This is a genomic window from Sphingobacterium siyangense, assembly GCF_023277505.1.
Classification (GTDB): domain Bacteria; phylum Bacteroidota; class Bacteroidia; order Sphingobacteriales; family Sphingobacteriaceae; genus Sphingobacterium; species Sphingobacterium siyangense.
In genome coordinates this window covers 5,453,910-5,474,802 of sequence record NZ_CP080574.1, presented here as the reverse complement: position 1 = coordinate 5,474,802, position 20,893 = coordinate 5,453,910, and the positions used below count along the sequence as shown (strand labels likewise).

Genomic DNA, 20,893 nt, shown 5'->3' with positions numbered 1-20,893 from the left:
ATACACACGATAAAATAGAAAACAAAAAAATATGGAAATCAATCTAAATGGGAAAAAGGCGTTGATCGGAGCGAGTTCTGCGGGTATAGGTGCAGGTATTGCCCAGGTGCTTGCCTCTTGCGGTGTATCTGTAACTTTAGCGTCCAGACATGAGGAAAAGCTGCAGCGTACCTGTGAAAGTCTTGATACCTCCAAAGGACAGGTACATCAATATATCTTGGTGGATTATAACAACCACGAAGCATACAAAAAGCAGATAGCACATTATTTTGAGTCGAATAAGGTTGATATTTTGATCAATAATTCGAATGGTCCACAATCTGGAACCATAGACCAAAAAAATCTGGCGGATTACCAACATGCTTTTGAACTCTTATTTCAAAATCATTGCTACACAACCTCATGTGCGCTGCCTTATATGTTGGCAAACCGATATGGCCGTATTATTAATGTGTCTTCTTCAACAGTGAAAGAACCGGTATCTAATTTAGTGTTGTCCAATACAATCCGTACAGCATTGATTAGCTGGAGTAAATCGTTGGCCGAAGATGTTGCCAAAGACGGTGTGACTGTCAACAGCATCTTAACAGGTCTGTTTGATACGGATCGTATCCAGTCGCTAACCAACCTAGATGCACAACGTCTGGGAATTTCCTATGAGGAAGCGTTGCAATTGCGGTTAAAACAGGTTCCTGCACAGCGCCTGGGTAAGCCTGAAGAATACGGTTATCTCGTCGCTTTCCTTTGCTCCGAATATGCAGGTTATCTGACTGGGACCAATATTCCCCTGGATGGCGGTATGTTAAAAGGCTTATAAAAAAGTGGCTATCCTATATCAAATAGGATAGCCACTAAGTTTGTGTGATTTATTATTTTCAATTAGTTCAATACCAATTCGGTATTGACAATGATATCCACATCAGAAGCAACTGCCTCTACACCAGATGGTAATTTATCATTGTATTTGATGCCAAAATCCTGACGGTTAATTTTTGTTTTAGCAGTAAAGCCGGCACGTGTTTTTCCCCAAGGGTCGGTAATGATTCCGCCATTTTGAGTCACATCGAAAGTTACTTTTTTCGTTACATCACGAATAGTCAAATCTGCTACCATAACATATTTTCCTTTTACTTTTGCATTTTTAAAACTGATAGACTTCAATGTCATTTTAGGGAATTTTTCCGCAGCAAAGAAATCATCGGTTTTCAAGTGGTTGTCGCGAGCTGCGATACGTGTATCGATGCTATTGACGTCGATAGCGAAATTTACTTTGGCATTGTTAAAACTTGTTCCAGTAGCAGTTTCAACTGTACCTTCTACCTTTGTGAATTCACCGTCAACAAAGCTGATTCCAAGGTGTTTTACATCGAATCTTGCATTTGTGTGCGCAGGGTCAGCAGACCACTTTACTTGTGCTACAGCGGCATTAACCATTAATACTGCTGCTGCCAGAATTTGGAAAAATTTATTCATCTTGTTTTCTTTTTTTATTTATCTAACCTTCAAAAGTTCAAAATGTTTGTTTGAACAAGCTTTGCAAAGGTGGGATAAACTAGCAAAGAAAAAATTGATGTAGGTCAAGAATTTCGATTAGGCTTCAATATTTGCCTTTTTAGACGGCTTAAAAACTCTTGTGTGACACCGAGATAGGAGGCTAATTGCATATTGGAGATCCGCGGGTAGATTTTAGGATACCTTTTGATGAAATCCAGATACCGCTCTTGTGCTGTAAAACCTATGCTCGAGATAATACGGTGCTGCGATGCTATTTGTGCACGTTGGGCCATTATCCTGGAGAGTTTCTCAAAGATTGGATGATCTTCGTAGAGTTTGTCTTTATTTTTTTTTGACAGTGTAAGTACCACGGAGTTTTCCAGGGCCTGGATGTTTTGTAGTGCGGGTTCCTGGTAATTGAAGCTCGCGATATCGCCGATCCACCAGTCTTCAATTGCAAACTGTAGAATATGTTCGATTCCATCGGCGGTGACATAGAATGATTTAAATAACCCACTGATCACATAGGCCTCATGATGGCAGACTTCGCCTGCACGGAGAAAGTATTCTTTTTTCTTTATTTTCCTTACCTGATAACGTGAAACGATGTCATTCAGTTCTTCCTCGGTGACATCAATGCGTTGTTTTACAAATTCCTTGAATTGTTCCATTTGGCTGTAAAATACAAAATTTTGTAATACTAATTTAACAAGCTGTTTGACTCCTATCAATTCTAAGTTGAAATAATCCAGTTGATGGTTGTTGCTTTTATTCAATTTTATCAAAACAGCGATGAAATCAACATTTTGGTGTAATATTTGACTGGATATTGCCGTAATTTAAATAGTTTCATCAATAATTGGTATCTTCTGTAGGATTTAAAATAATTTGATTGCTAAAACCATAAATATGTCTCATGAAGTTTGTTGCACCCAATACCCTTGAAAACGATAAGGTCGTATTACGAATCATGGAACCAGCGGATTTTGATACGTTGTATCAAGTTGCCAAAGATCCCCTGATCTGGGAACAGCATCCCAATAAGGACCGCTGGAAGGAAGATGTTTTTCGCCTATTTTTTGAAGGTGCCTTGGCAAGTAAGTCTGCTTATTTGATCTTGGATAAGGTAAGTGGTGCCTGCATTGGTAGTACGCGGTATTATGGGCTTGATGAAGCGGAAAAATCGATTTTTGTTGGGTATACGTTTTATGCCCGATCCTATTGGGGTGCAGGAATCAATCCATTGGTCAAAGAGATGATGTTTGATTTTGCCTTCAATTTTGTGGATCGAATTTACCTGCATGTGGGGGCTGAAAATTATCGTTCTCAGACAGCAGTTGAGCGCTTGGGCGCAATTAAAGTGGCTGAAAAGATGGTCAGCTATGTGAACGAACCTGAACGTAAAAATTTTGAATACGCATTAGAAAAATCGGCCTGGCGGCGGATCAAGAGATAAAGCCTTATTATCCCTTGACCCCGCTGAGTATACTGCCTATAATGACGGTTAATACAATTAATGTGATAATAATGTAAAGCCTATCCTTCTCGATGATAAACCCCAATAACGAGCCAATCACGCGCACGATGGGGGTGCAAATCAATAGCAGTACACCGAGCTGTATAACCTGTGGAATATTTCGGCTAAATGCCCCGGTAATAATTCCGGTCATTGTTGTGTTGGAATTTCCCTCACCGACAAAATCTCTGTAATTCGGTACCGTATCCTGTCCATGAACAATGAGGTAGAAAATACCACCAAGAATAAGAATAGAGGAGGCGAGTATAACGCCTATACGTAAAATTTGTCCTACCAAAAGTGAGATGTCCTTGTCTCCCCAATAGTGTTTCGAAAATACTTGTTTCATTTTGAGTAGTTATGTCCTTCATTGTCTAGCGGAAGGACGTTACAAACTAAAATTCTAAATCGTGTAAACTACCGTTTTTAGAATTTATGCTGGAATCCGTTGAAGATCATTTCCAATGCCACCAATGTAATGGCGACGGCGAAAATAATGCGTAAAGTCTTCGGATTCATACGTTTTAAGAGCTTGGATCCGGTAATGGCGCCGCATAATACGCCTAGGATAACTGGAAAAGCAATACCTGGATCCATATAGCCTCTTTGTAGATAGACTACTGCAGAAGCAGCTGCGGTGACACCGATCATAAAGTTGCTCGTTGTGGTACTGACTTTAAATGGAATTTTCATCATGCTGTCCATTGCGAGAACTTTAAGGGATCCTGAGCCGATTCCTAATAGACCGGAAAGAATTCCGGCAATCCCCATCAAAGAGAAGCCTCCGGCTATGTTGGTAAGTTTGTATGGAATTAATTTGCCATCAGCAGGATAGGTACTGTTCAGCTTCAATTTTTCTGCCAGGACCGAACCGCCGGAAAGTGCGTGTTCGTTTTTCTTACGTACCGTCATAGCCGCAGAGAAGATAAGTACAACACCAAAGATGATTGCAATGGTATTCGTAGGCATGTAAATGGCAATAACAGCGCCGATCACTGCTCCAATGGTAGTTGCAATTTCAAGAAACATCCCCAGTCGGATGTTGGTGATGCCTTCCTTGACGTAAGCTGTAGCTGCACCGGATGAAGTCGCTATGGAAGCAAGCAAGGCAGCTCCAATGGCATAACGGATGTCGACATGAAACAGCAGAGTCAATAAAGGGATGACAACGACCCCTCCGCCTAAGCCTGTCAGGGATCCTAAGAGTCCTGCTACAAAAGCACCCAGGAGAAGGATGATTGTAAAGGTGAGAATAGTCATAAATATTTGTTTGTTTGTTTGTGTGATCCAAAAAGCAGCTTTCGCTTAATGGAAGGTAATTTGTTGTAAACTTAAGGGCTTTTTATTGTTTTTGAAATTTTTAAGCCGGAATAGATACAAATGTTACATCAAAAGTATCATCAAAAAAATGATACTGCCCTGCCGCTTCCCAGCGCGGGGCAGTATCGATGACCTTTTAATGGTCTAAGTATATCGTATATAAAATATGGACAACATTATTCAGCAATTGTTTGTTGTACCTTTTCTTTTCTGTTGAAGATATCATAGATGATTGGAAATACCAACAACGTCAATATCGTCGCTGAGATTAGTCCGCCAATGATGACGATCGCCAAAGGTTTTTGTGATTCCGAACCTATACCGGTCGATAATGCAGCCGGCAGTAGTCCGATGGAAGCCATTAGAGCTGTCATGACCACAGGTCGTGTTCGCGATTTTACACCTTTATAAATTGATTGGTCATTGGGTAGACCTTCCTTCTTGTTCTGATGGAATTCCGAGATCAGGATAACCCCATTCTGGATACATATCCCGAATAATGCAATCATACCTACGCCAGCCGAAATTCCAAAATTCATACCTGTAACGTGTAAGGCAATAATTCCACCGATAAGCGCAAAAGGAACGTTGGCCAATACGAGCAGCGAATCCTTGATATTCCCGAATAGAATAAACAATAGGAAGAAGATGACGATCAAACTGATTGGTACCACCTGTGCTAAACGATGTGTAGCACGTTGCTGATTTTCAAATTGTCCAGTCCAGCCAATGGAATATCCTTCCGGAAGCTTAATTTTACTTACTTTTTGTTGTGCTTCAGCAATGGTGCTTCCTAAGTCACGGTCGCGGATGGAAAATTTGATGCCGATATAGCGTTTGATGTTGTCGCGATAGATAAAAGCAGCACCATTATCTTTTTCAATGGTCGCGATACTTTTCAAAGGAATTAATGTACCATCACCACATGGAACCATCAGCTGTGCAATATCTTTTTCTGTTTTCCGATATTCGGGTGCATAGCGTAGGCGAATGTTAAATTTGCGTTCACCATCGTACAAAATGGAAGCGGTCTTTCCGCCGAAGGCCATTTCGAGTACCGCCTGTGCATCTGCCGGTAGAACGTTGAAGGCTGCCATACGGGTCCGATCCAATACCACACTCACTTCGGGCTGACCAATATTGAGAATAATACCGGGTTCTTTAATGCCTTGAATACCTTTGACCTGTGCATAAACTTCTTTCGCCAGGCGGTCTAAGGTTGCGAGGTTATCGCCAAAGATCTTGATGCCGTTTTCGGCCTTGAAACCGGCAACGGCTTCGGCAACATTATCCGAAATAGGCTGTGAATAGTTATAGGTAATACCCTGAAATTGTTTGAGTTTATGGTCCATCTCTTCGATCAGTTGATCCATGGTGATTTTACGTGTCCATTCTTCTTTAGGTTTTAGGGCCACCGCAAACTGAACAAAGCCAAAGCCATTGGGGTCGGTACCATCGTTGCTCCGTCCTGTTTGCGACAGTACACCGGTGACCTCAGGAAAGGTTTCCAAAGTACTCTTTAACAGTTTGGTAGTTTTAACCGATTCACGTAAAGAAGTGCTCATGGGCATTTCGGCAGTAACCCAAAGAGATCCTTCATTTAATGTCGGTAAAAATTCAGTTCCTAAAAATTTTGCAGAAAATAAGACTGCAGCTAGTAAAGTAATTGCAACGATCATACTCAGACGCTTGTTTCGGAATGTAAATCCAAAACCCTTGGCGACAATTTTATTCCAGAATTCAACAAATGGATTGTGTCTTTCTTTCACATTTTTATTGAGCAGAATATGCGATAAAGCCGGAACGAGTGTCAAGGTAAATAGTAATGCACCCAGTAAAGCAAAACCCAGGGTAAAGGCCAGTGGAGAGAACATTTTTCCTTCTACTTTTTGGAAGGAGAATATAGGCATCAATGAGGTGATGATAATTAGCTTGGAGAAAAAGATTGCTTTTCCCAAGCCTGTTCCTGTCTGTTTGATCCAGCCGGCTTTGGCCATTTTGTTGAATTTCTCCATGCCCAGCTTATGGGCTTGGTGATCCAGCATGACAAATATCCCTTCAACCATGACGACGGCACCGTCGATGATAATACCAAAGTCTACTGCGCCCAGAGAAAGCAAGTTGGCACTCATGCCCGCTAGTTTAAGACATAGAAAGGCAAAAAGTAATGCGAGCGGTATGATAATGGAAACGATGACCGTAGTGCGCCAATCTGCCATAAAGAGCAATACCATTAAGGTGACGAGTACAATACCCTCAATCAAGTTATGCATAACGGTATGGGTCGTGAAATCCATGAGATTGTCACGGTCATAGAAGGTTTGCATTTTGACGTCTTTGGGAAGGATTTTGTTGTTGAGCTCGTCTATTTTCGCTTTTACAGCAGTTAAAACCTCTCTTGGATTTTCGCCTTTCCGCATTACGATGGTTCCTGCTACCACATCATCATTTTTACCAAAACCGGCTTGGCCCACGCGGGGCATCGCGCTTTCTCTTACTTCGGCTACATTTTTAACAAAGACCGGATTTCCCTTTTGGTTGATTACAGTGATGTTTTCGATATCATTGATTGAGTTGACCAAACCAATACCGCGTACGACGTAGGACTGGCCACTTTTTTCGATGACATCTCCACCGACATTCAGGTTACTTTTGCTGACAGCATCAAATACCTGCAACGGAGTCAGATTAAATTTGTCTAGTTTGATAGGGTCAGTACTGATTTCGTAAACCAAATCCTGTCCACCAAAAACGTTGATATCTGCTACGCCAGGGACACCACGTAAAGCGCGGTCAATGACCCAAGTCTGCAAAGTAAGGAGGTCGCGTGAATTGCGTTGATCGCTATGTAATGTATAACGGAATATCTCTCCTGTGGGGCCATAAGGGGGCTGCACTTCAGGGTCGACATTGTCTGGCAGACTTACAGACCGCATGAGGTTGTTGACCTGGTTGCGGGCAAAAGTGTCGTCTACACCATCATCAAAAATGATTTTAACAATGGAAAGGCCAAACATGGTGGTGCTCCGTATACTTGTTCTCTTTTGAACTGGACTCATGCCTAGTTCGATTGGTGTCGTTACAAAACGTTCGACTTCCTCCGCACTCCTTCCATTCCATTGGGTAATGATGGTTATTTGTGTATTGGTTACATCAGGAAATGCTTCAATAGGCATGCTTTTAAAGCTAATGAAACCAGCAATAGCCAAAATACCGACCCAAATAAAGGTAAATGCTTTATTTTTAATGGAAAAGGCAATGATATTTTTAATGAATTTGTTCATTCGTGTAAATGCTAAGACGGATTAATTATTCAGAGCTCTATAGATCAGAAGTTTATTGTTGACAACAACTTTTTCACCTTCCTGTAGTCCCGTAGCCATGTAGGTTGTTCCTTCGTTTTGTTTGATCGGCAATATTTCGCGAATCTTAATATCATTTTGGGATTTATAGATTAATACGAAATATTTGTTTTGATCGAAAATGACCGCATCAGAAGGAACTGCGAGCGCTTCCGTATTGGAGCGATGCAATACTTTAATGGTCGCTTTACTATCCGGAATAAGTAAACCATCCTTATTGTCTAGCACCACCCGTGCCTGCATTGAATTCGTCTGCGGATCGATGATCTTAAAGATTTTATCGATACTGCCCTGGAATTTTTTGTCCGGGTAGCTCAGGGTAGACACCATAGCGGGCATGCCCATACTAATCTTGTCGATATCCGTTTCGTTGACGTTAAGAATTGCCCATACATCTTTTGTATTGGCCACATCAAAGATGTTGTCGCTGCGGTCACTACGCAACTGCATGTCCTTATTGATGTTCTTTTGGACGATGTAACCATCGATTGGAGATACGACCGAATAAATATTGCCTGTACGGACATTGTAAATCTGACTTACAGCTTCTGAACGGCGTAGCTGCTCTTTGGCTTTTGTCAATTGTCCTTTTGCTTCCAACATGTCTTTATCTGTGCTCAATTTTCCGTTATACATATCTTCAGCTACACGGTAGTTTTTCTCTGCGAGTAGTACATCGGTTTTGGCATCCGAAAGATCCTTTTGTATACCAGCGACTTCCGTACTTCTGATTGTTGCCAATACCTGACCTTTATGGACATAATCACCCAAAGAAACATTAACGGAGACAACATTCCCTCCAACGAGTGGGAAAATATCAATGTAATTGTTTTGATCGGCCGATATCTTTCCAAAAAAGTTGAGTTCTTCGGTCACATTTTCTTTTTTTACCGTAGCAAAACTTGTCGATTTAAGCATCGTCTCACTAATTTCGAAACCTTTGACAATGGCTGCATTATCTGTTTCTTTATGATTTTGGCAAGAGTAAAGTAGCACTATTGCCACAGTGGCTATAAGAAGTTTTTTAGTTGACATGAGTTGAATTGAATATAGAAGTTTGAGCCAGGTAGTTTAGTTGTTCGGCGTTTAGAATAATTTCCTTTTTCATATCGTATAACTTAAGAATAGATATGCGATAGCTGTCCATAAAATCAGTGAACTCAACTAAAGAAATATTCCCTTTTTTAAAATTATTGAATATGCCATCATAGACCACAGCGATGTTGTGAAGGTCGTCTGGAGTAATGGTAAAATATTGATTATATTGATTTTCCCATGACTGATAGTTGGAACGGATCTGTGACTCCAACAGCTGCCGTTGGACTTCAATATTTTTCTTTGCCTCTTCTTCGGCGTATTTCGCTTTGATAACATTTCCTTTATTTTGTTTCCACAAGGGGATCGGAATGGCGGCTGTAACATTGACTTCATTGTGGAATACACCCCCATTCTGGCTGTAGGAAAGGCCAAGGTTAATATCAGGTGTATTTAAAGACTGTTGCCATTTTGTAAATAACTGAGAGCTTTCAGCAGTCTTTAAGGCAAATTGATAATCGGCATTGTTTTCCAAGGCCAATTGATAGATTTTGTCCAAAGCCATGGTTGGCTTTACGGCAAGTTCCTGATCTGCTTCTTGATCTGTTAACTTCGGTAATACATCTTCCTGACTGGAAATAAGCACACGTAATTGCTGCTGTAGATTGATGCTATTATTGATCGCTGTCGTTTTTTCGTTGTTGAGATCGATGGCCATTGTTTGAAGACGAACTTGATCTTTCAAAGAAACGTTCCCCTTTTTTCCTTGCTCTTTATAAGCTGCAAGCAGATTATTTAGGTAATCCAACTGAATTTTAATATCTGCCAACTTATGTTGCTCAAAGTAGAGGGAGTAGAAGGTTGTACGCAGTTGCGCGCGAAGGCTCGCCAGTAATTGACTGAACTGCAACTTAGCAAGTTCAACATTTGATTTGGCAAATTCCACTTCATTCTTCTTTTTTCCACCGAGATAAACCAATTGGGATACGCTTGCTTCCTTGGATTGACCAATATGAAATGTTTTTTTGTTCTGTGGATCGTAGGCATTGGCAGATAACTGCAATTGTGGTAGATCCCATATTTTGGCTTGTATGACGTCAGCCTCTGCTTGGCTGATGTCATATTGTTGCGCGAGCAAGGAGAGGTTACTTTTGATAAAGGCTTCTTCGCATTCCTGCAGGGTCATCTGTTGTCCCAAGATCTCACTTTGCTTATTCCCAAGTGTACTTTCAGGTATGCTCGCGTAATCCGCTTGTGGCGGTTTTTGTTGAGCAAAAGCCATGCTATTGAAAAGCAATAAAAATATGAGGGCTGTCTTTGTCATATGTTTCAAATCTTATGTAACAAAATAACTGGTCGAATATTAAAAGCCCCTTAATAAATGCTTAAAAAAAGCTTAAAAAAGCATGTTTTTTCAGATCGGTGGATAGGTTTGAATGGGTATAGTAAATATATGTGCTTGTAGCTAAGAGACTTGACATTATCTGTCTTAATCAGGCAACTAAATTTCCCTGTTTGGGAACAATTTAAATAGTAATACAAAAGTATGCGTAGATTGTTTTAGATCTGCCTGATATGCTATCGTTGCTTGATGCGATTGCATGATACGCTGAACGATACGTAGCCCTAAGCCTGATCCTGTTGTTTCACTTGCGTTTTCACCGCGGCTGAATGCATCAAAAATCCGCTTTTGGTCGATTGTGCTCAAGGCCGGGCCAGTATTACTGACAAGTACCTTGAGTTCGAAGGTTGATTCTAGAATTATCACTTTTACCTCCCTGGTATCGGAGTAGAGCGCAGCATTTTTAAATAAATTCACAAAAGCAATTTCAATCAATTGTGCGGAACAGAAAATACTAAGTTTTGGATCTTCGATCCCACCGATTGAAAAATCCAGTTGCAGGTCGGGGAATACCTTGGCTACTTTTTCATAGGCCATAAAGATAATTTCATCGATCCGCTCTTCCTTATAGGTCATTTTCAAACGCTCAGAGTCGAACTTTGAAAGTAACATCAGCGAATCGGTTACCTCCGAAAGATGTAAGGTTTCCTTGGATATGTTACGTAAAACCTGCTTTACGTCTTCACTCAGCTGATTTTGATGATATAGGTTCTCCAGCTGAAAGGACATTCGGGCAAGCGGTGTTCGCAGCTCGTGGGAGGCGCTGGAATTAAATTCTTTCTGCGATTCGAAAGCAGCCGAAAGTCGCAGCAGCATGGTATTAAATGCTCGGGTTAGTACAGCAATCTCATCGGTATGACCGGTATACTCGACAGGTTTGGTAAGTTTACTGGCATTAATCTGCGTGATATTATCTTTTAATTTATCGAGTGGGATCAATAGGCGCTGGATGAGTTTATAACTAAATATCCAGACCAGAACAGCGCTCAGGACAAATAATATCGTTAGGACGAGCGCTAGATGGTCCATTTTTTCATTTCCGGAGTAATCCTGTGCTTTTACGATAATATAATAAGGTAAACCGTTGATGCGATAATATTTAGCCAGCGTTTCATATTGGTCCTGATTGTAGAAGATCTGTTTTTCCTGATTTAGCCGGTTGACAATCGAGGCATTCCAGGTAATGGTCTGATCCTTTACGGTACTGAAGACGAGCTGTTTGTTTTTGTCAAGGATGATAACATCTTCATAGAAAAGGCCATCTTCGTCATCGTGAAAATAGTTTTTGTAAGACTGGCGGTTGAAATAGGGGTTACTGGCGATATAATGGGAAATATTGTCCAATTTATCAATCAGTCGCTGGCGAAATTGATCTTTCCGAAAATCGAAACTAGCATAGTAGATAATCAACATCGCCATACCGAAAAGGACGGAGAATGCAATGCTAAAGCTAATCGCTATTTTCTTCTTTAAATTCATTTTTCTGCCGATAGGTAATAACCAAAGCCAGGTCTTGTATGGATCAGTTTATTCTCAAAGTTTTTATCAATCTTCTTACGCAAAAAGTTGATATAAACTTCAATTGTATTCTGTGTTGTCTGAAATTGATTTTGCCATACTTCCTCCGATATATGTTGCTTGGACAGGGTGCGGCCCTTTGCCTGTGCTAAGATAAGCAGCAGCTGAAATTCCTTTTGAGTAAGATTAATTTCTTCATTTGCACGTAATACACGGGCCTCATCAGGATAAATGATCAGATCATCGACTACCAGTGTTTTTGTTTCATTGCTTTCGCTATGCTGTTGCCGACGCAATAGGGAATAGATGCGCATCAGCAATTCATCTAAGACGAAAGGTTTAACCAAATAGTCATCAGCAGCCCGTAGAAATGCCTCCTTTTTATCATCTATATCATCGTATGCCGAGAGAATAATAATTGGTGTAAAGGCGTCATGGCTTCTTATCTTTTTACAGATTTCCAATCCATTGATTTTGGGGACATTGATGTCCAATAGATAAAAACCATATTTCTTCTGGTGTGTTTTGGCCAAAAAATCGATTCCATCAAAGGCTTGATCACAGGTAAAGCCCTGGCTTAATAGAAAAGATCGGATCTCTTTAGAGAGTACCTTGTCGTCTTCGAGCAGCAAAATGTCCACCATATTTATATCTGTTGTCTTTTCGTAAAAATAAACAAATTTTTGTCATCCAATCAAGGCGATGTTTTCTTCGTACTTAATTTGGTAACATAAGATTTACACGAAGAAATATGAAACAAAAAGAAATCTAAGTAGATTCAAATCGAAATTATAAATAAGTGTTATGGAAACCAGAAGAGAATTCCTACGAAAGACCCTACTATTTTCAGGAGCAGCAGGTATTGCCAGCTTCATGCCTGCATCGATCCAGAAAGCCTTTGCCATAGACCCTGACCCAGGAAGTAGTTTTTTAGATGCCGAACACATCGTCATCCTGATGCAGGAGAACCGATCCTTTGATCATACGCTAGGTAGTCTTTCGGGAGTTCGGGGTTTCAATGATCCACGTTCGATACGTTTACCGAACGGTTTACCCGTATGGTATCAAACGGATAAAGAGGGAAAAACGTATGCTCCTTTCCGATTAAACCTGAAGGAAAGTAAAGTGACCTGGATGGGTTCTCTTCCACATAGTCGTGCAAGCCAGGTGGATGCCTTTAACCAAGGTCGTTACGATCATTGGCTGTTATCGAAGCAATCAGGGAATAAACAATATGCGGCTATGCCCTTAACATTGGGGTATTTTACACGTGAAGATTTGCCCTTTCATTATGCCTTAGCGGATGCTTTTACAGTATGTGATCAGAATTTTTGCTCGGGCATGACCAGCACTACGCCTAACCGTTCCTTTTTCTGGACGGGTAAGATTACAGAGATGAAAGATGGTCTGCAAAAAGCGAATATTCGGAATGATGACTTTGGCTATGGTAAAATGACCTGGGAAACTTTTCCGGAATTGCTTGAAAAGAATGGCATTAACTGGCGTTTTTATCAAAATGAGACAAGCTGTGGCGGCGGGTTTTCTGGACAGGAAAGGGCATGGCTATCCAATTTTGGGTGTAATCTGCTGGAGTTTTTTCAGGCTTATCAAGTTAAATTTAAGGAGAACTATATCAAAAGCCTAGAAACACAGGTTCGGGATTTGCCCATGCAGATTTCCAAGTTGGAAGAGAAGTCTCCTTCTTCCGAAGAACAAGCCGAAAAGATACGCGCTGATGTTCGCAAAAAAAGTGAGGCACTTGAGCGAGCGGAGACCGAACTAAAGGAATTCAATCCAAACAATTATAAAAAGCTAAGTGATTTTACGAAATCATTAAATGAGCGGGCGTTTACGGTAAACAAAGGGGACAACAATTACAGGTCGCTTGATACGTTACATTTTAAGGCACAGGGGAAAAAAGCTGCGCTGGAAGTCCCAAAAGGCGATATTCTTTATCAATTTCGCAAAGACGTTGATACTGGTAAATTGCCTGAGGTATCCTGGTTGGCCGGCCCACAGAATTTCTCGGACCACCCGAGTGCGCCCTGGTATGGAGCTTGGTATGTATCTGAAGTTTTAGATATCTTAACAAAGAACCCTGAGGTTTGGAAAAAAACTATTTTTATCATTACCTATGATGAAAACGATGGTTACTATGATCATGTTAAACCTTTCCTTGTACCTGATTTAAAGAAGAAAGATACAGGGGCATGTTCTCCTGGGATCGATACGGAGGTGGAGATGGTTCGTTTAGAAAATGAGCTAAAACAGGGGATTCCTAAAAAACAGGCACGCGAAGGGGCTGTGGGCCTAGGTTTTCGTGTTCCCATGTATATTGCGTCGCCTTGGTCACGAGGTGGTAAGGTCTGCTCTCAGGTATTTGATCATACGTCTACTTTGCAATTTTTGGAATCTTTCTTTAACAAAAAGCTGAACAAGAATATGCATTTGGAAAACATCAGTGCATGGCGTAGAACAATCTGTGGTGATTTGACAACCGCTTTTACACCTTTTACTCAGCAAAAGGAACAACTCCCTTTTCTTGATAGGAATCAGTATATCGAAACGATATACAATGCGCAGTTCAAAGATGATCCGCGAGGCTTTGTTGAGGTCAAAGATCCTGATCTCGCGACTAAAAACGGATGGATTCCGGGATTTGACCGAATACAGGAGCGGGGGATTCGTAAATCTTTGCCATTGCCTTATGCGCATGATGCGGTGGGCTTTGTGAAAGACGGAGTGTTTCATCTAACGATGACTGTAGACAGCAAGTTTTTCGGAAAAAGGACCGCAGGTACAGCCTTCAACGTTTATAGTCCGTTGGAATATCGTGATGAACAGGGGCAAAGTGAAACTTACCGTAATTGGAATTTTGCGGTGAAGGCCGGTGATCGTTTGGCATATCAGTGGGACCTGGCACGATTTGAAGGAGATCGCTATGCGTTTGAATTGCACGGTCCAAATGGTTTTTATCGAAAATTTTCTGGACAAAAAGGAACAGCAGCACTAGAGGCTACCGTTTCTCCGGAACTGAAAGCGCTAACTCAGGCAGCGACAGGGAAATTGCAGTTGAGACTCAGCAACAAGAGTGACCAGCGGGTAACGGTAGTTGTCGAGAGCCTTAGCTATGGAAAATATGCCATAACGAAAGAAATAGCTCCCGCCGAAGAAGTTCCATTGATCCTGGATGTTGAAAGTCAAGGAAATTGGTATGATATTGCTGTACGAATCAAGGGAGACAGCAGCTTCGTCATTCAGCTCGCAGGGCGATTGGAAACAGGTGTTGAGTGTACAACTGATCCATTATTAGCATAATCTGTACTGTTTCAGCAGGGATGGCGGTCAATTCTTATTGAATGGGTTCCCTGCTGTTACTATATATCTATCAATAGTAACAGCTTGACCTTATTTACAAGCAAACAAATAAGGTCTCCGGATAGTTTGTTTCTATATAACGACGAAGATACAACTCCGTATCAGTACTTATCGTGCGGTCTTTATGAACAGGGAATGTATTGTAAACAACGGTATGTAGATTGATCCTGCGCTTGGTGATCGCTTCCAGACTAAGTAAGGTATGATTGATACTCCCTAATTTTCCGGAGGTGACAAAAATAAGCGGATACTGCATTTCTTGGATGTAATCGATAATCAGATAATCTTCTCTTAGTGGAACCATCAACCCACCTGCACCCTCAATAAGTACAGCGTCGTAGCGTTGGCTTAATGTTATGCTAGCTTGTCTGATCTTTTTAAAGTCAATTTCACGATTATCCAGGCGTGCTGCTAGATGGGGGGAGGCGGGGTAGGTGAAAATCTCTGGCATCGTGATTTTCTGATGATCTTCTGCCGTTAATGGGATTTCCATGAGTTGGCGATGGAGGACGATGTCTTCGGAAATAGTTGTATTTCCAGTTTGTACAAGCTTTTGGGTAATGGTGCGTATACCGCTTGTATTCCATTGTTTCGCGAGGAGGCCAGTTGCATAACTTTTTCCTATCCCGGTATCTATGCCGGAAACAAAATAGATATTTTCATTCATTGCTGTATTTCTTTTGTAGGTTGTTCGACTGTTTGTAATTGAAGTGCTCAGCTGTTGCTTTTTATTGCAATAATATAGATGGGATGGTAGGTTAGGGAAACGCCCTCTTCTGTCCCATAGTGCGATGTATACTTATCACAGAAAGCCCGAAGTGTGCCTTTTGTCCACCGGTGATTTTTTATTCCCGTTACCCCGGTTTGTTTCAGGTGAACAAGAACTTGTAGTGGGCTTTCAAAGTGTAGTTTTAAATGTTCTTCTTGTGCAACGAGGATCTTATAATTCAACGCTAAAAGTTCTGCGATAAGTTCCGATTTAGATCGATATGTTAGTCCAACATGTGCCGTTGCATTGATCTCGTGCATATTGTCATGTCCAAAAGTGCTGAAGGCAAGGATACCGGAATCCGGAAGGGATCCATAGCAGCTTTCAAAGAAAGCGCGAGGATTGTTGAACCACTGAATCGTAGAACAGGACGCGATTAGATTGATGTCTTTGGGGAAAGCATAAGTTTCTGCATCAGCACAGATGAACGTGTGCGACGATGTCAAGATATCCATTACTTCAGGCATCATTTCTGGACAGATATCATTTAAAACCATTTTTTTTGGTTTGATATGCTGTAGGATTAACCGCGAAAAAAAACCTGTTCCGCAGCCAATTTCCAATACTTTTTGCGGTCTTAGCTGTATGTTCTCCTGCATCAACCTGATCATTTTTTTTGCTATTTCGTATTGAGCGATCGCTGCCGACTGATAGTTAGATGCCGCTTTAGCGAAACGGGACCTAATCCTTTGTTTGTCCATCATGATGATCATCTTAAAAGGTGCTTAAATAATTGTTCGGGATAATGAGTAGCATCGATTATCGTATATGCAGTACCGGGCCAGGCGCGTTTTTGATTCTCTAAGTTGAAGATTCGATCTTCTTTGCCTATATATATCTGATGCCATTGGAATGCCGCTGCTGATTTTGCACCAGCTGTTTTTTCAATCGCGATGAGCTCTGAACGGAGGTCTTCGATGTTGCGTTGGGGGGCTCTTTCAAGAAAGTAGTTGAAAAGGGTCTTGGAACCACACATGCGTAACCTGAATTTTTCTAACGTTTTATTGCTCAGTGTATCCAATGTTCCTTTAAATAACTGGCTAGGAATTCCTTTTTCGTCATCTATTGGAAATGGTGTTCCATTGATTGCAGTACATGTGCTGATGGGGTAATTGCTGTTTTGAAGTTCGGGCAGTACCATTGATGCCGCCCATACTCCCATAGACCAGGCGAAAATCTCAATTTCCTGGTAGCCTGCCAGTAGACTTTTGTCCAACAGTAAATCCGTATAGCTATGGGCAACAATAAGATCTTTGCCGAATGGGGAATAGTGCAAAAAAGGATGTTCATCCATGCCCCAGCCTGCAAAGAATAACAGTAGTTTTTCGTTGGATTTTGGCTGAAGATGCTGCCCTGGCAAATTATCGATCGGAGTGACTCTTTTAGGAGCGATTCTTTTAAGTATCATAAGCTTGCTGCAAGTTGTTCGATCATGGACGATGTCATTGTTGCTGTCAATGAAATTCGGATTCTTGATGTTCCTTCTGGTACCGTGGGCGGGCGTATGGGAAGCACGTAAAATCCCTTTCGCTGCAGGTCTTCTGCTTTCAGTACCGTTTCCTTGTTATTACCGATAATGACCGGTAAAATATGACTCTCTGACGGACAATTAAAGCCTTTGGCAATTATTTGCTGTTTGAGCAATAGGCTATTTTTGTGCAGCTGTTGGCGCCGGTCTGTAAAGTCACTTAAGCGTTCCAAAACAAACACAGTCCATAATAGATTGATTGGTGGCAGCGCTGTTGTAAAAAGTAGCGTACGTGCCTTATTGATCAAATAATTTCGGATTGGTTCCTTACATAGCAGGTAGCCACCAACCGATGCTAAAGCTTTTCCGAAGGTGCCTGTCAGGAAATCAATATCGGCAATACATTGCTGTTCTTCTGCGCAGCCAAGTCCCTGTATTCCGCGTACGCCTACGGCGTGAGCTTCATCGACATAAAGTAAGGTATTGGGGAAACGTTGTTTTAGACTGATCAGATAGTTGAGGTCCGTGCAATCACCATCCATGCTAAAAATACTTTCTGTAACGATGATGATGCATGTGAAGCGATGGGCATATTTTGTCAATAATTGCGTTAAGTGCGTATAATCGGAATGCCGGTACCTGTAGCAGGTTGCATTGGATAGTCGGATACCATCAATTAGGCTTGCGTGGACACCCTTATCGGCGAGAATTAATGTCTGTGTATCACAAACTGCAGGAAGTATGCCTACATTCATATGATAGCCGCTGTTAAAGACCAATGCACTCTCCGTACCGAACATTCGGCACAACATTGTTTCCAATTGCGTATAGCGTGCATGGTTTCCTGTGAGTAGACGCGAAGAGGAAGCGCTGAATACAGCATTATCCTTTGTCACTGAGTTTAGGAATTCTTGACGAAGTATCTGATCTGTCGCAAGTCCAAGATAATCGTTGGACGAGAGATTGTAACGCTCTTTAACATGCTCTTGTGCTGTGTTATCCTGTTGTGTGATAAGGAGAAGTTTTCGTTTATTTCCATGTTTTTCAAGGGTAAATAATTCATCTTCAATGCGCTGGATTAGACTGTTTTCAATCATTGGACTGTGCTGATTACGGCTAGCAATGCCTGTGTTAACTTATGAAGCTCACCTTCATTTATGATAAAAGGGGGCATGATATAAATCAGTTTTCCGAATGGCCTTACCCAAATTCCCTCTTCGATAAACCGCTGTTGTATGCTGGAGAGATCGACGGAGTTTTTCATCTCGATGACTGCAATTGCACCTAGAATTCTGAGCTCCTCGACTTGGGGCAGCGCTGTTGCAGCGCTAAGTTCCCGTCTCAATTGTTCTTCGATTAACGTTACTTTCGCTTTCCAGTCCGTTGCCAATAGTAATTTGATGGAAGCGTGGGCTACTGCGCAAGCCAAGGGGTTTGCCATAAAAGTTGGCCCGTGCATAAACGTACCTGGCGTACCGTTGGAGATTGTATTCGCAACATGATCTGAGGTGATCACGGCGGATAGCGTCATATAGCCACCGGTCAAGGCTTTGCCGATACACATGATATCGGGCACTATTCCGGCATGCTCCCAGGCAAAGAGCTTACCCGTGCGCCCAAACCCGGTAGCAATTTCATCAAAGATTAAAAGAAGTTGATTTTCTTTGCAGAGATGTGCTGCCTGACGCAAGTACTCCGGATGGTAAAAACGCATGCCACCGGCTCCCTGGACGATAGGTTCAAGGATGAGAGCGGCCAATTCGTCCTTGTGTGAGCAGATCAGGTCTGCCAAGGGTTGGATGTCATTGGCATCCCATTCTTGCTCAAACCCTATTTTTGGGGCAGGGGCAAAATAGCGTTTGGGTAAAGCATTGTCAAAGATGCGGTGCATGCCAGTAATGGGATCACAGACCGACATCGCGTTCCAGGTATCACCATGGTACCCCGAACGAACCGTGACAAAGTTTGTTTTATTGGTCTTTGTTTGTGATACCCAGTATTGAATAGCCATTTTAAGCGCAACTTCTACCGCAACAGAACCCGAGTCGGCATAAAATATTTTGTTGAGTGGAGTAGGGGTGATGTCAAGCAGTATTTTACCGAGAGCAATTGCTGGTTCGTGCGTAAGTCCACCAAACATCATGTGTGACATGCTACTGAGCTGTGCTGTGACCGCAGCGTTAAGGACGGGGTGATTGTAGCCATGGATGGCGCACCACCAAGAGGACATACCATCTATAAGCTGCTGTCCATTTTCCAACTCGATTATACAACCATCTGCCCGTTTAACCTTGTAGGCAGGTAAGGGATTTGTCATGGTGGTATACGGATGCCAAAGATGCTCTTTATCAAAATCATCGATAAGGTCGTGTTGATTGATTTCTTCTCTTTCCATGATGGTCTGCCGAATTAGTTCTGTTATTTGTTTTGCTGCTTAGCGATGTTGCGCTGGATTTTATGTTCGGGTCTTGACCATTTTGGCCGTTCACCAAGATCATGGTAATGTGCCATCTCAGTTGCGATGGTTTCGGGTTGATTTCTTTTTTCGAAAGGCTGTTGTGCTACCAAACCTAATGTTTTAAACATGTCCATATCTTCGTTGACGTCGGGATTGGGCGTGGTGAGGAGTTTGTCACCTGAGAAAATCGAATTTGCTCCCGCGAAAAAACATAACGCTTGTCCCTCTGTACTCATGTTGGTACGTCCTGCAGAAAGGCGAACTTGTGTGGTGGGCAATAAAATTCGGGCTGTAGCCACCATGCGTACCATTTCCCATATCGAAACTGTTTCCATGACCTCCATTGGAGTACCGCTTACAGGAACGAGCGCATTGATCGGTACCGATTCGGGTTGTGGAATGAGTGAAGCAAGTGTGATCAACATCGCGGCACGGTCGTCTATACTTTCTCCCATCCCAATAATACCACCACTACATACGGTTATGTTTGTTTTACGGATATTTTCGATCGTTTGAAGGCGATCGTCATAGCTTCTGGTCGAGATAATTTCCTTATAGTAATCGGCAGAGGAATCGACGTTGTGGTTGTAGGCGTATAGTCCAGCTTCTGAAAGACGTTGTGCTTGGTTTTCGGTCAGCATTCCTAGCGTGCAGCAGACTTCCATGTCAAGTCTATTCAGTGTTCGGACCATATCAAGTACATGGTCAAACTCAGGGCCATCTTTAACATTGCGCCAGGCGGCCCCCATACAAATCCTTGAGCTACCTCCAGCTTTGGCCGCTAGTGCCTGCTCTTTTACCTGCTCTACACTCATTAAGCCTTCCGATTTTACATTCGTATGGTAACGTGCGGCCTGGGGACAATAGGCGCAGTCTTCGGGGCACCCACCTGTTTTTATGGATATCAATGTGGATACTTGTACTTTGTTGGGGTCGTGATATTTCCGATGTATCGATGCCGCTTCATAAAGCAGGTCCATTATTGGTTTGTTGTATAAAGCGACAACTTCTTCCTGCGTCCATTTTGGTTTTGTTTCCATATTAATGCTAAGTTTTTATGCTAAAATCAAATCTATTTTACTTAATGACCATTCGGATTTCGTAATTCAATGCGATTATTTTTTCATGATGATTGCAAAGATTATAGTTTAAATGATAACTTTGGTAGTCCGA

At 41.9% G+C, this 20,893-nt stretch carries 18 protein-coding genes; 3 read left to right on the top strand and 15 right to left on the bottom strand.

What is annotated here, in order from left to right:
* Nucleotides 1-31 precede the first annotated feature (31 nt).
* The gene (locus K2F45_RS23115) at nucleotides 32-817 is read left to right on the top strand and encodes an SDR family oxidoreductase (RefSeq protein ID WP_248932518.1); all 786 of its coding nucleotides are present in this window, start codon (nucleotides 32-34) and stop codon (nucleotides 815-817) included.
* 62 nt (nucleotides 818-879) lie between these two features.
* On the opposite strand, the gene K2F45_RS23110 is transcribed toward K2F45_RS23115, so the two are convergent.
* Both K2F45_RS23110 and K2F45_RS23105 read right to left on the bottom strand, forming a co-directional pair.
* The gene (locus K2F45_RS23110) at nucleotides 880-1,473 is read right to left on the bottom strand and encodes a YceI family protein (RefSeq protein WP_075994083.1); all 594 of its coding nucleotides are present in this window, start codon (nucleotides 1,471-1,473) and stop codon (nucleotides 880-882) included.
* Nucleotides 1,474-1,577: 104 nt separating this feature from the next.
* Nucleotides 1,578-2,165, bottom strand: a complete 588-nt coding sequence (locus K2F45_RS23105; protein WP_075994967.1) for a Crp/Fnr family transcriptional regulator — start codon at nucleotides 2,163-2,165, stop codon at nucleotides 1,578-1,580.
* A 245-nt stretch (nucleotides 2,166-2,410) separates the two neighbouring features.
* On the opposite strand from K2F45_RS23105, the gene K2F45_RS23100 reads away from it, so the two are divergent.
* Nucleotides 2,411-2,950 carry a GNAT family N-acetyltransferase gene (locus K2F45_RS23100; RefSeq protein WP_248932517.1) on the top strand — a complete coding sequence of 180 codons (540 nt, stop codon included), beginning with the start codon at nucleotides 2,411-2,413 and terminating at the stop codon, nucleotides 2,948-2,950.
* A gap of 7 nt (nucleotides 2,951-2,957) precedes the next feature.
* On the opposite strand, the gene K2F45_RS23095 is transcribed toward K2F45_RS23100, so the two are convergent.
* The 7 genes from K2F45_RS23095 to K2F45_RS23065 form a co-directional block, all read right to left on the bottom strand.
* A complete protein-coding gene (locus tag K2F45_RS23095) occupies nucleotides 2,958-3,359 on the bottom strand; it encodes a DUF1634 domain-containing protein (protein ID WP_075994081.1) in 402 nt (133 codons plus the stop codon).
* A gap of 77 nt (nucleotides 3,360-3,436) precedes the next feature.
* Nucleotides 3,437-4,270 (bottom strand): sulfite exporter TauE/SafE family protein, encoded by an 834-nt coding sequence (locus K2F45_RS23090; RefSeq protein ID WP_075994080.1) that lies wholly within the window; start codon nucleotides 4,268-4,270, stop codon nucleotides 3,437-3,439.
* Between the two features lie 236 nt (nucleotides 4,271-4,506).
* Nucleotides 4,507-7,614: an efflux RND transporter permease subunit gene (locus K2F45_RS23085; RefSeq protein WP_248932516.1), complete on the bottom strand. Its 3,108-nt coding sequence runs from the start codon at nucleotides 7,612-7,614 to the stop codon at nucleotides 4,507-4,509.
* 21 nt (nucleotides 7,615-7,635) lie between these two features.
* Nucleotides 7,636-8,727 (bottom strand): efflux RND transporter periplasmic adaptor subunit, encoded by a 1,092-nt coding sequence (locus K2F45_RS23080; RefSeq protein ID WP_248932515.1) that lies wholly within the window; start codon nucleotides 8,725-8,727, stop codon nucleotides 7,636-7,638.
* Nucleotides 8,717-10,051 carry a TolC family protein gene (locus tag K2F45_RS23075; RefSeq protein WP_248932514.1) on the bottom strand — a complete coding sequence of 445 codons (1,335 nt, stop codon included), beginning with the start codon at nucleotides 10,049-10,051 and terminating at the stop codon, nucleotides 8,717-8,719. Before K2F45_RS23075 ends, K2F45_RS23080 begins: the two co-directional genes overlap by 11 nt.
* Nucleotides 10,052-10,228: 177 nt before the next feature.
* Entirely contained in the window at nucleotides 10,229-11,608 is a 1,380-nt protein-coding gene (locus K2F45_RS23070) for a HAMP domain-containing sensor histidine kinase (protein WP_248932513.1), read from the bottom strand.
* Nucleotides 11,605-12,291 carry a response regulator transcription factor gene (locus tag K2F45_RS23065; RefSeq protein ID WP_201667286.1) on the bottom strand — a complete coding sequence of 229 codons (687 nt, stop codon included), beginning with the start codon at nucleotides 12,289-12,291 and terminating at the stop codon, nucleotides 11,605-11,607. The genes K2F45_RS23070 and K2F45_RS23065 overlap by 4 nt, the downstream gene beginning before the upstream one ends.
* A 160-nt stretch (nucleotides 12,292-12,451) precedes the next feature.
* Here K2F45_RS23065 and K2F45_RS23060 point away from each other — a divergent pair, with 160 nt between their 5' ends.
* A complete protein-coding gene (locus tag K2F45_RS23060) occupies nucleotides 12,452-14,965 on the top strand; it encodes a phosphocholine-specific phospholipase C (protein ID WP_075994076.1) in 2,514 nt (837 codons plus the stop codon).
* Nucleotides 14,966-15,059: 94 nt separating this feature from the next.
* On the opposite strand, the gene bioD is transcribed toward K2F45_RS23060, so the two are convergent.
* Genes bioD through bioB form a run of 6 tightly spaced genes read right to left on the bottom strand, consistent with a single transcriptional unit; the run spans nucleotide 15,060 to nucleotide 20,760 of the window.
* Nucleotides 15,060-15,692, bottom strand: coding sequence for a dethiobiotin synthase (gene bioD, locus K2F45_RS23055; RefSeq protein ID WP_075994075.1), 633 nt, complete (start codon nucleotides 15,690-15,692; stop codon nucleotides 15,060-15,062).
* A gap of 47 nt (nucleotides 15,693-15,739) precedes the next feature.
* The gene (gene bioC / locus K2F45_RS23050) at nucleotides 15,740-16,498 is read right to left on the bottom strand and encodes a malonyl-ACP O-methyltransferase BioC (RefSeq protein WP_248932512.1); all 759 of its coding nucleotides are present in this window, start codon (nucleotides 16,496-16,498) and stop codon (nucleotides 15,740-15,742) included.
* A 5-nt stretch (nucleotides 16,499-16,503) separates the two neighbouring features.
* On the bottom strand, nucleotides 16,504-17,202 hold the full coding sequence (locus K2F45_RS23045) for a DUF452 family protein (protein ID WP_075994074.1): 699 nt from the start codon (nucleotides 17,200-17,202) through the stop codon (nucleotides 16,504-16,506).
* Nucleotides 17,199-18,359 (bottom strand): 8-amino-7-oxononanoate synthase, encoded by a 1,161-nt coding sequence (locus K2F45_RS23040; RefSeq protein ID WP_248932511.1) that lies wholly within the window; start codon nucleotides 18,357-18,359, stop codon nucleotides 17,199-17,201. Before K2F45_RS23040 ends, K2F45_RS23045 begins: the two co-directional genes overlap by 4 nt.
* Nucleotides 18,356-19,657, bottom strand: coding sequence for an adenosylmethionine--8-amino-7-oxononanoate transaminase (gene bioA / locus K2F45_RS23035; protein WP_248932510.1), 1,302 nt, complete (start codon nucleotides 19,655-19,657; stop codon nucleotides 18,356-18,358). Before bioA ends, K2F45_RS23040 begins: the two co-directional genes overlap by 4 nt.
* Before the next feature lie 23 nt (nucleotides 19,658-19,680).
* Nucleotides 19,681-20,760, bottom strand: coding sequence for a biotin synthase BioB (bioB, locus tag K2F45_RS23030; RefSeq protein WP_248932509.1), 1,080 nt, complete (start codon nucleotides 20,758-20,760; stop codon nucleotides 19,681-19,683).
* Between the last annotated feature and the right edge of the window lie 133 nt (nucleotides 20,761-20,893).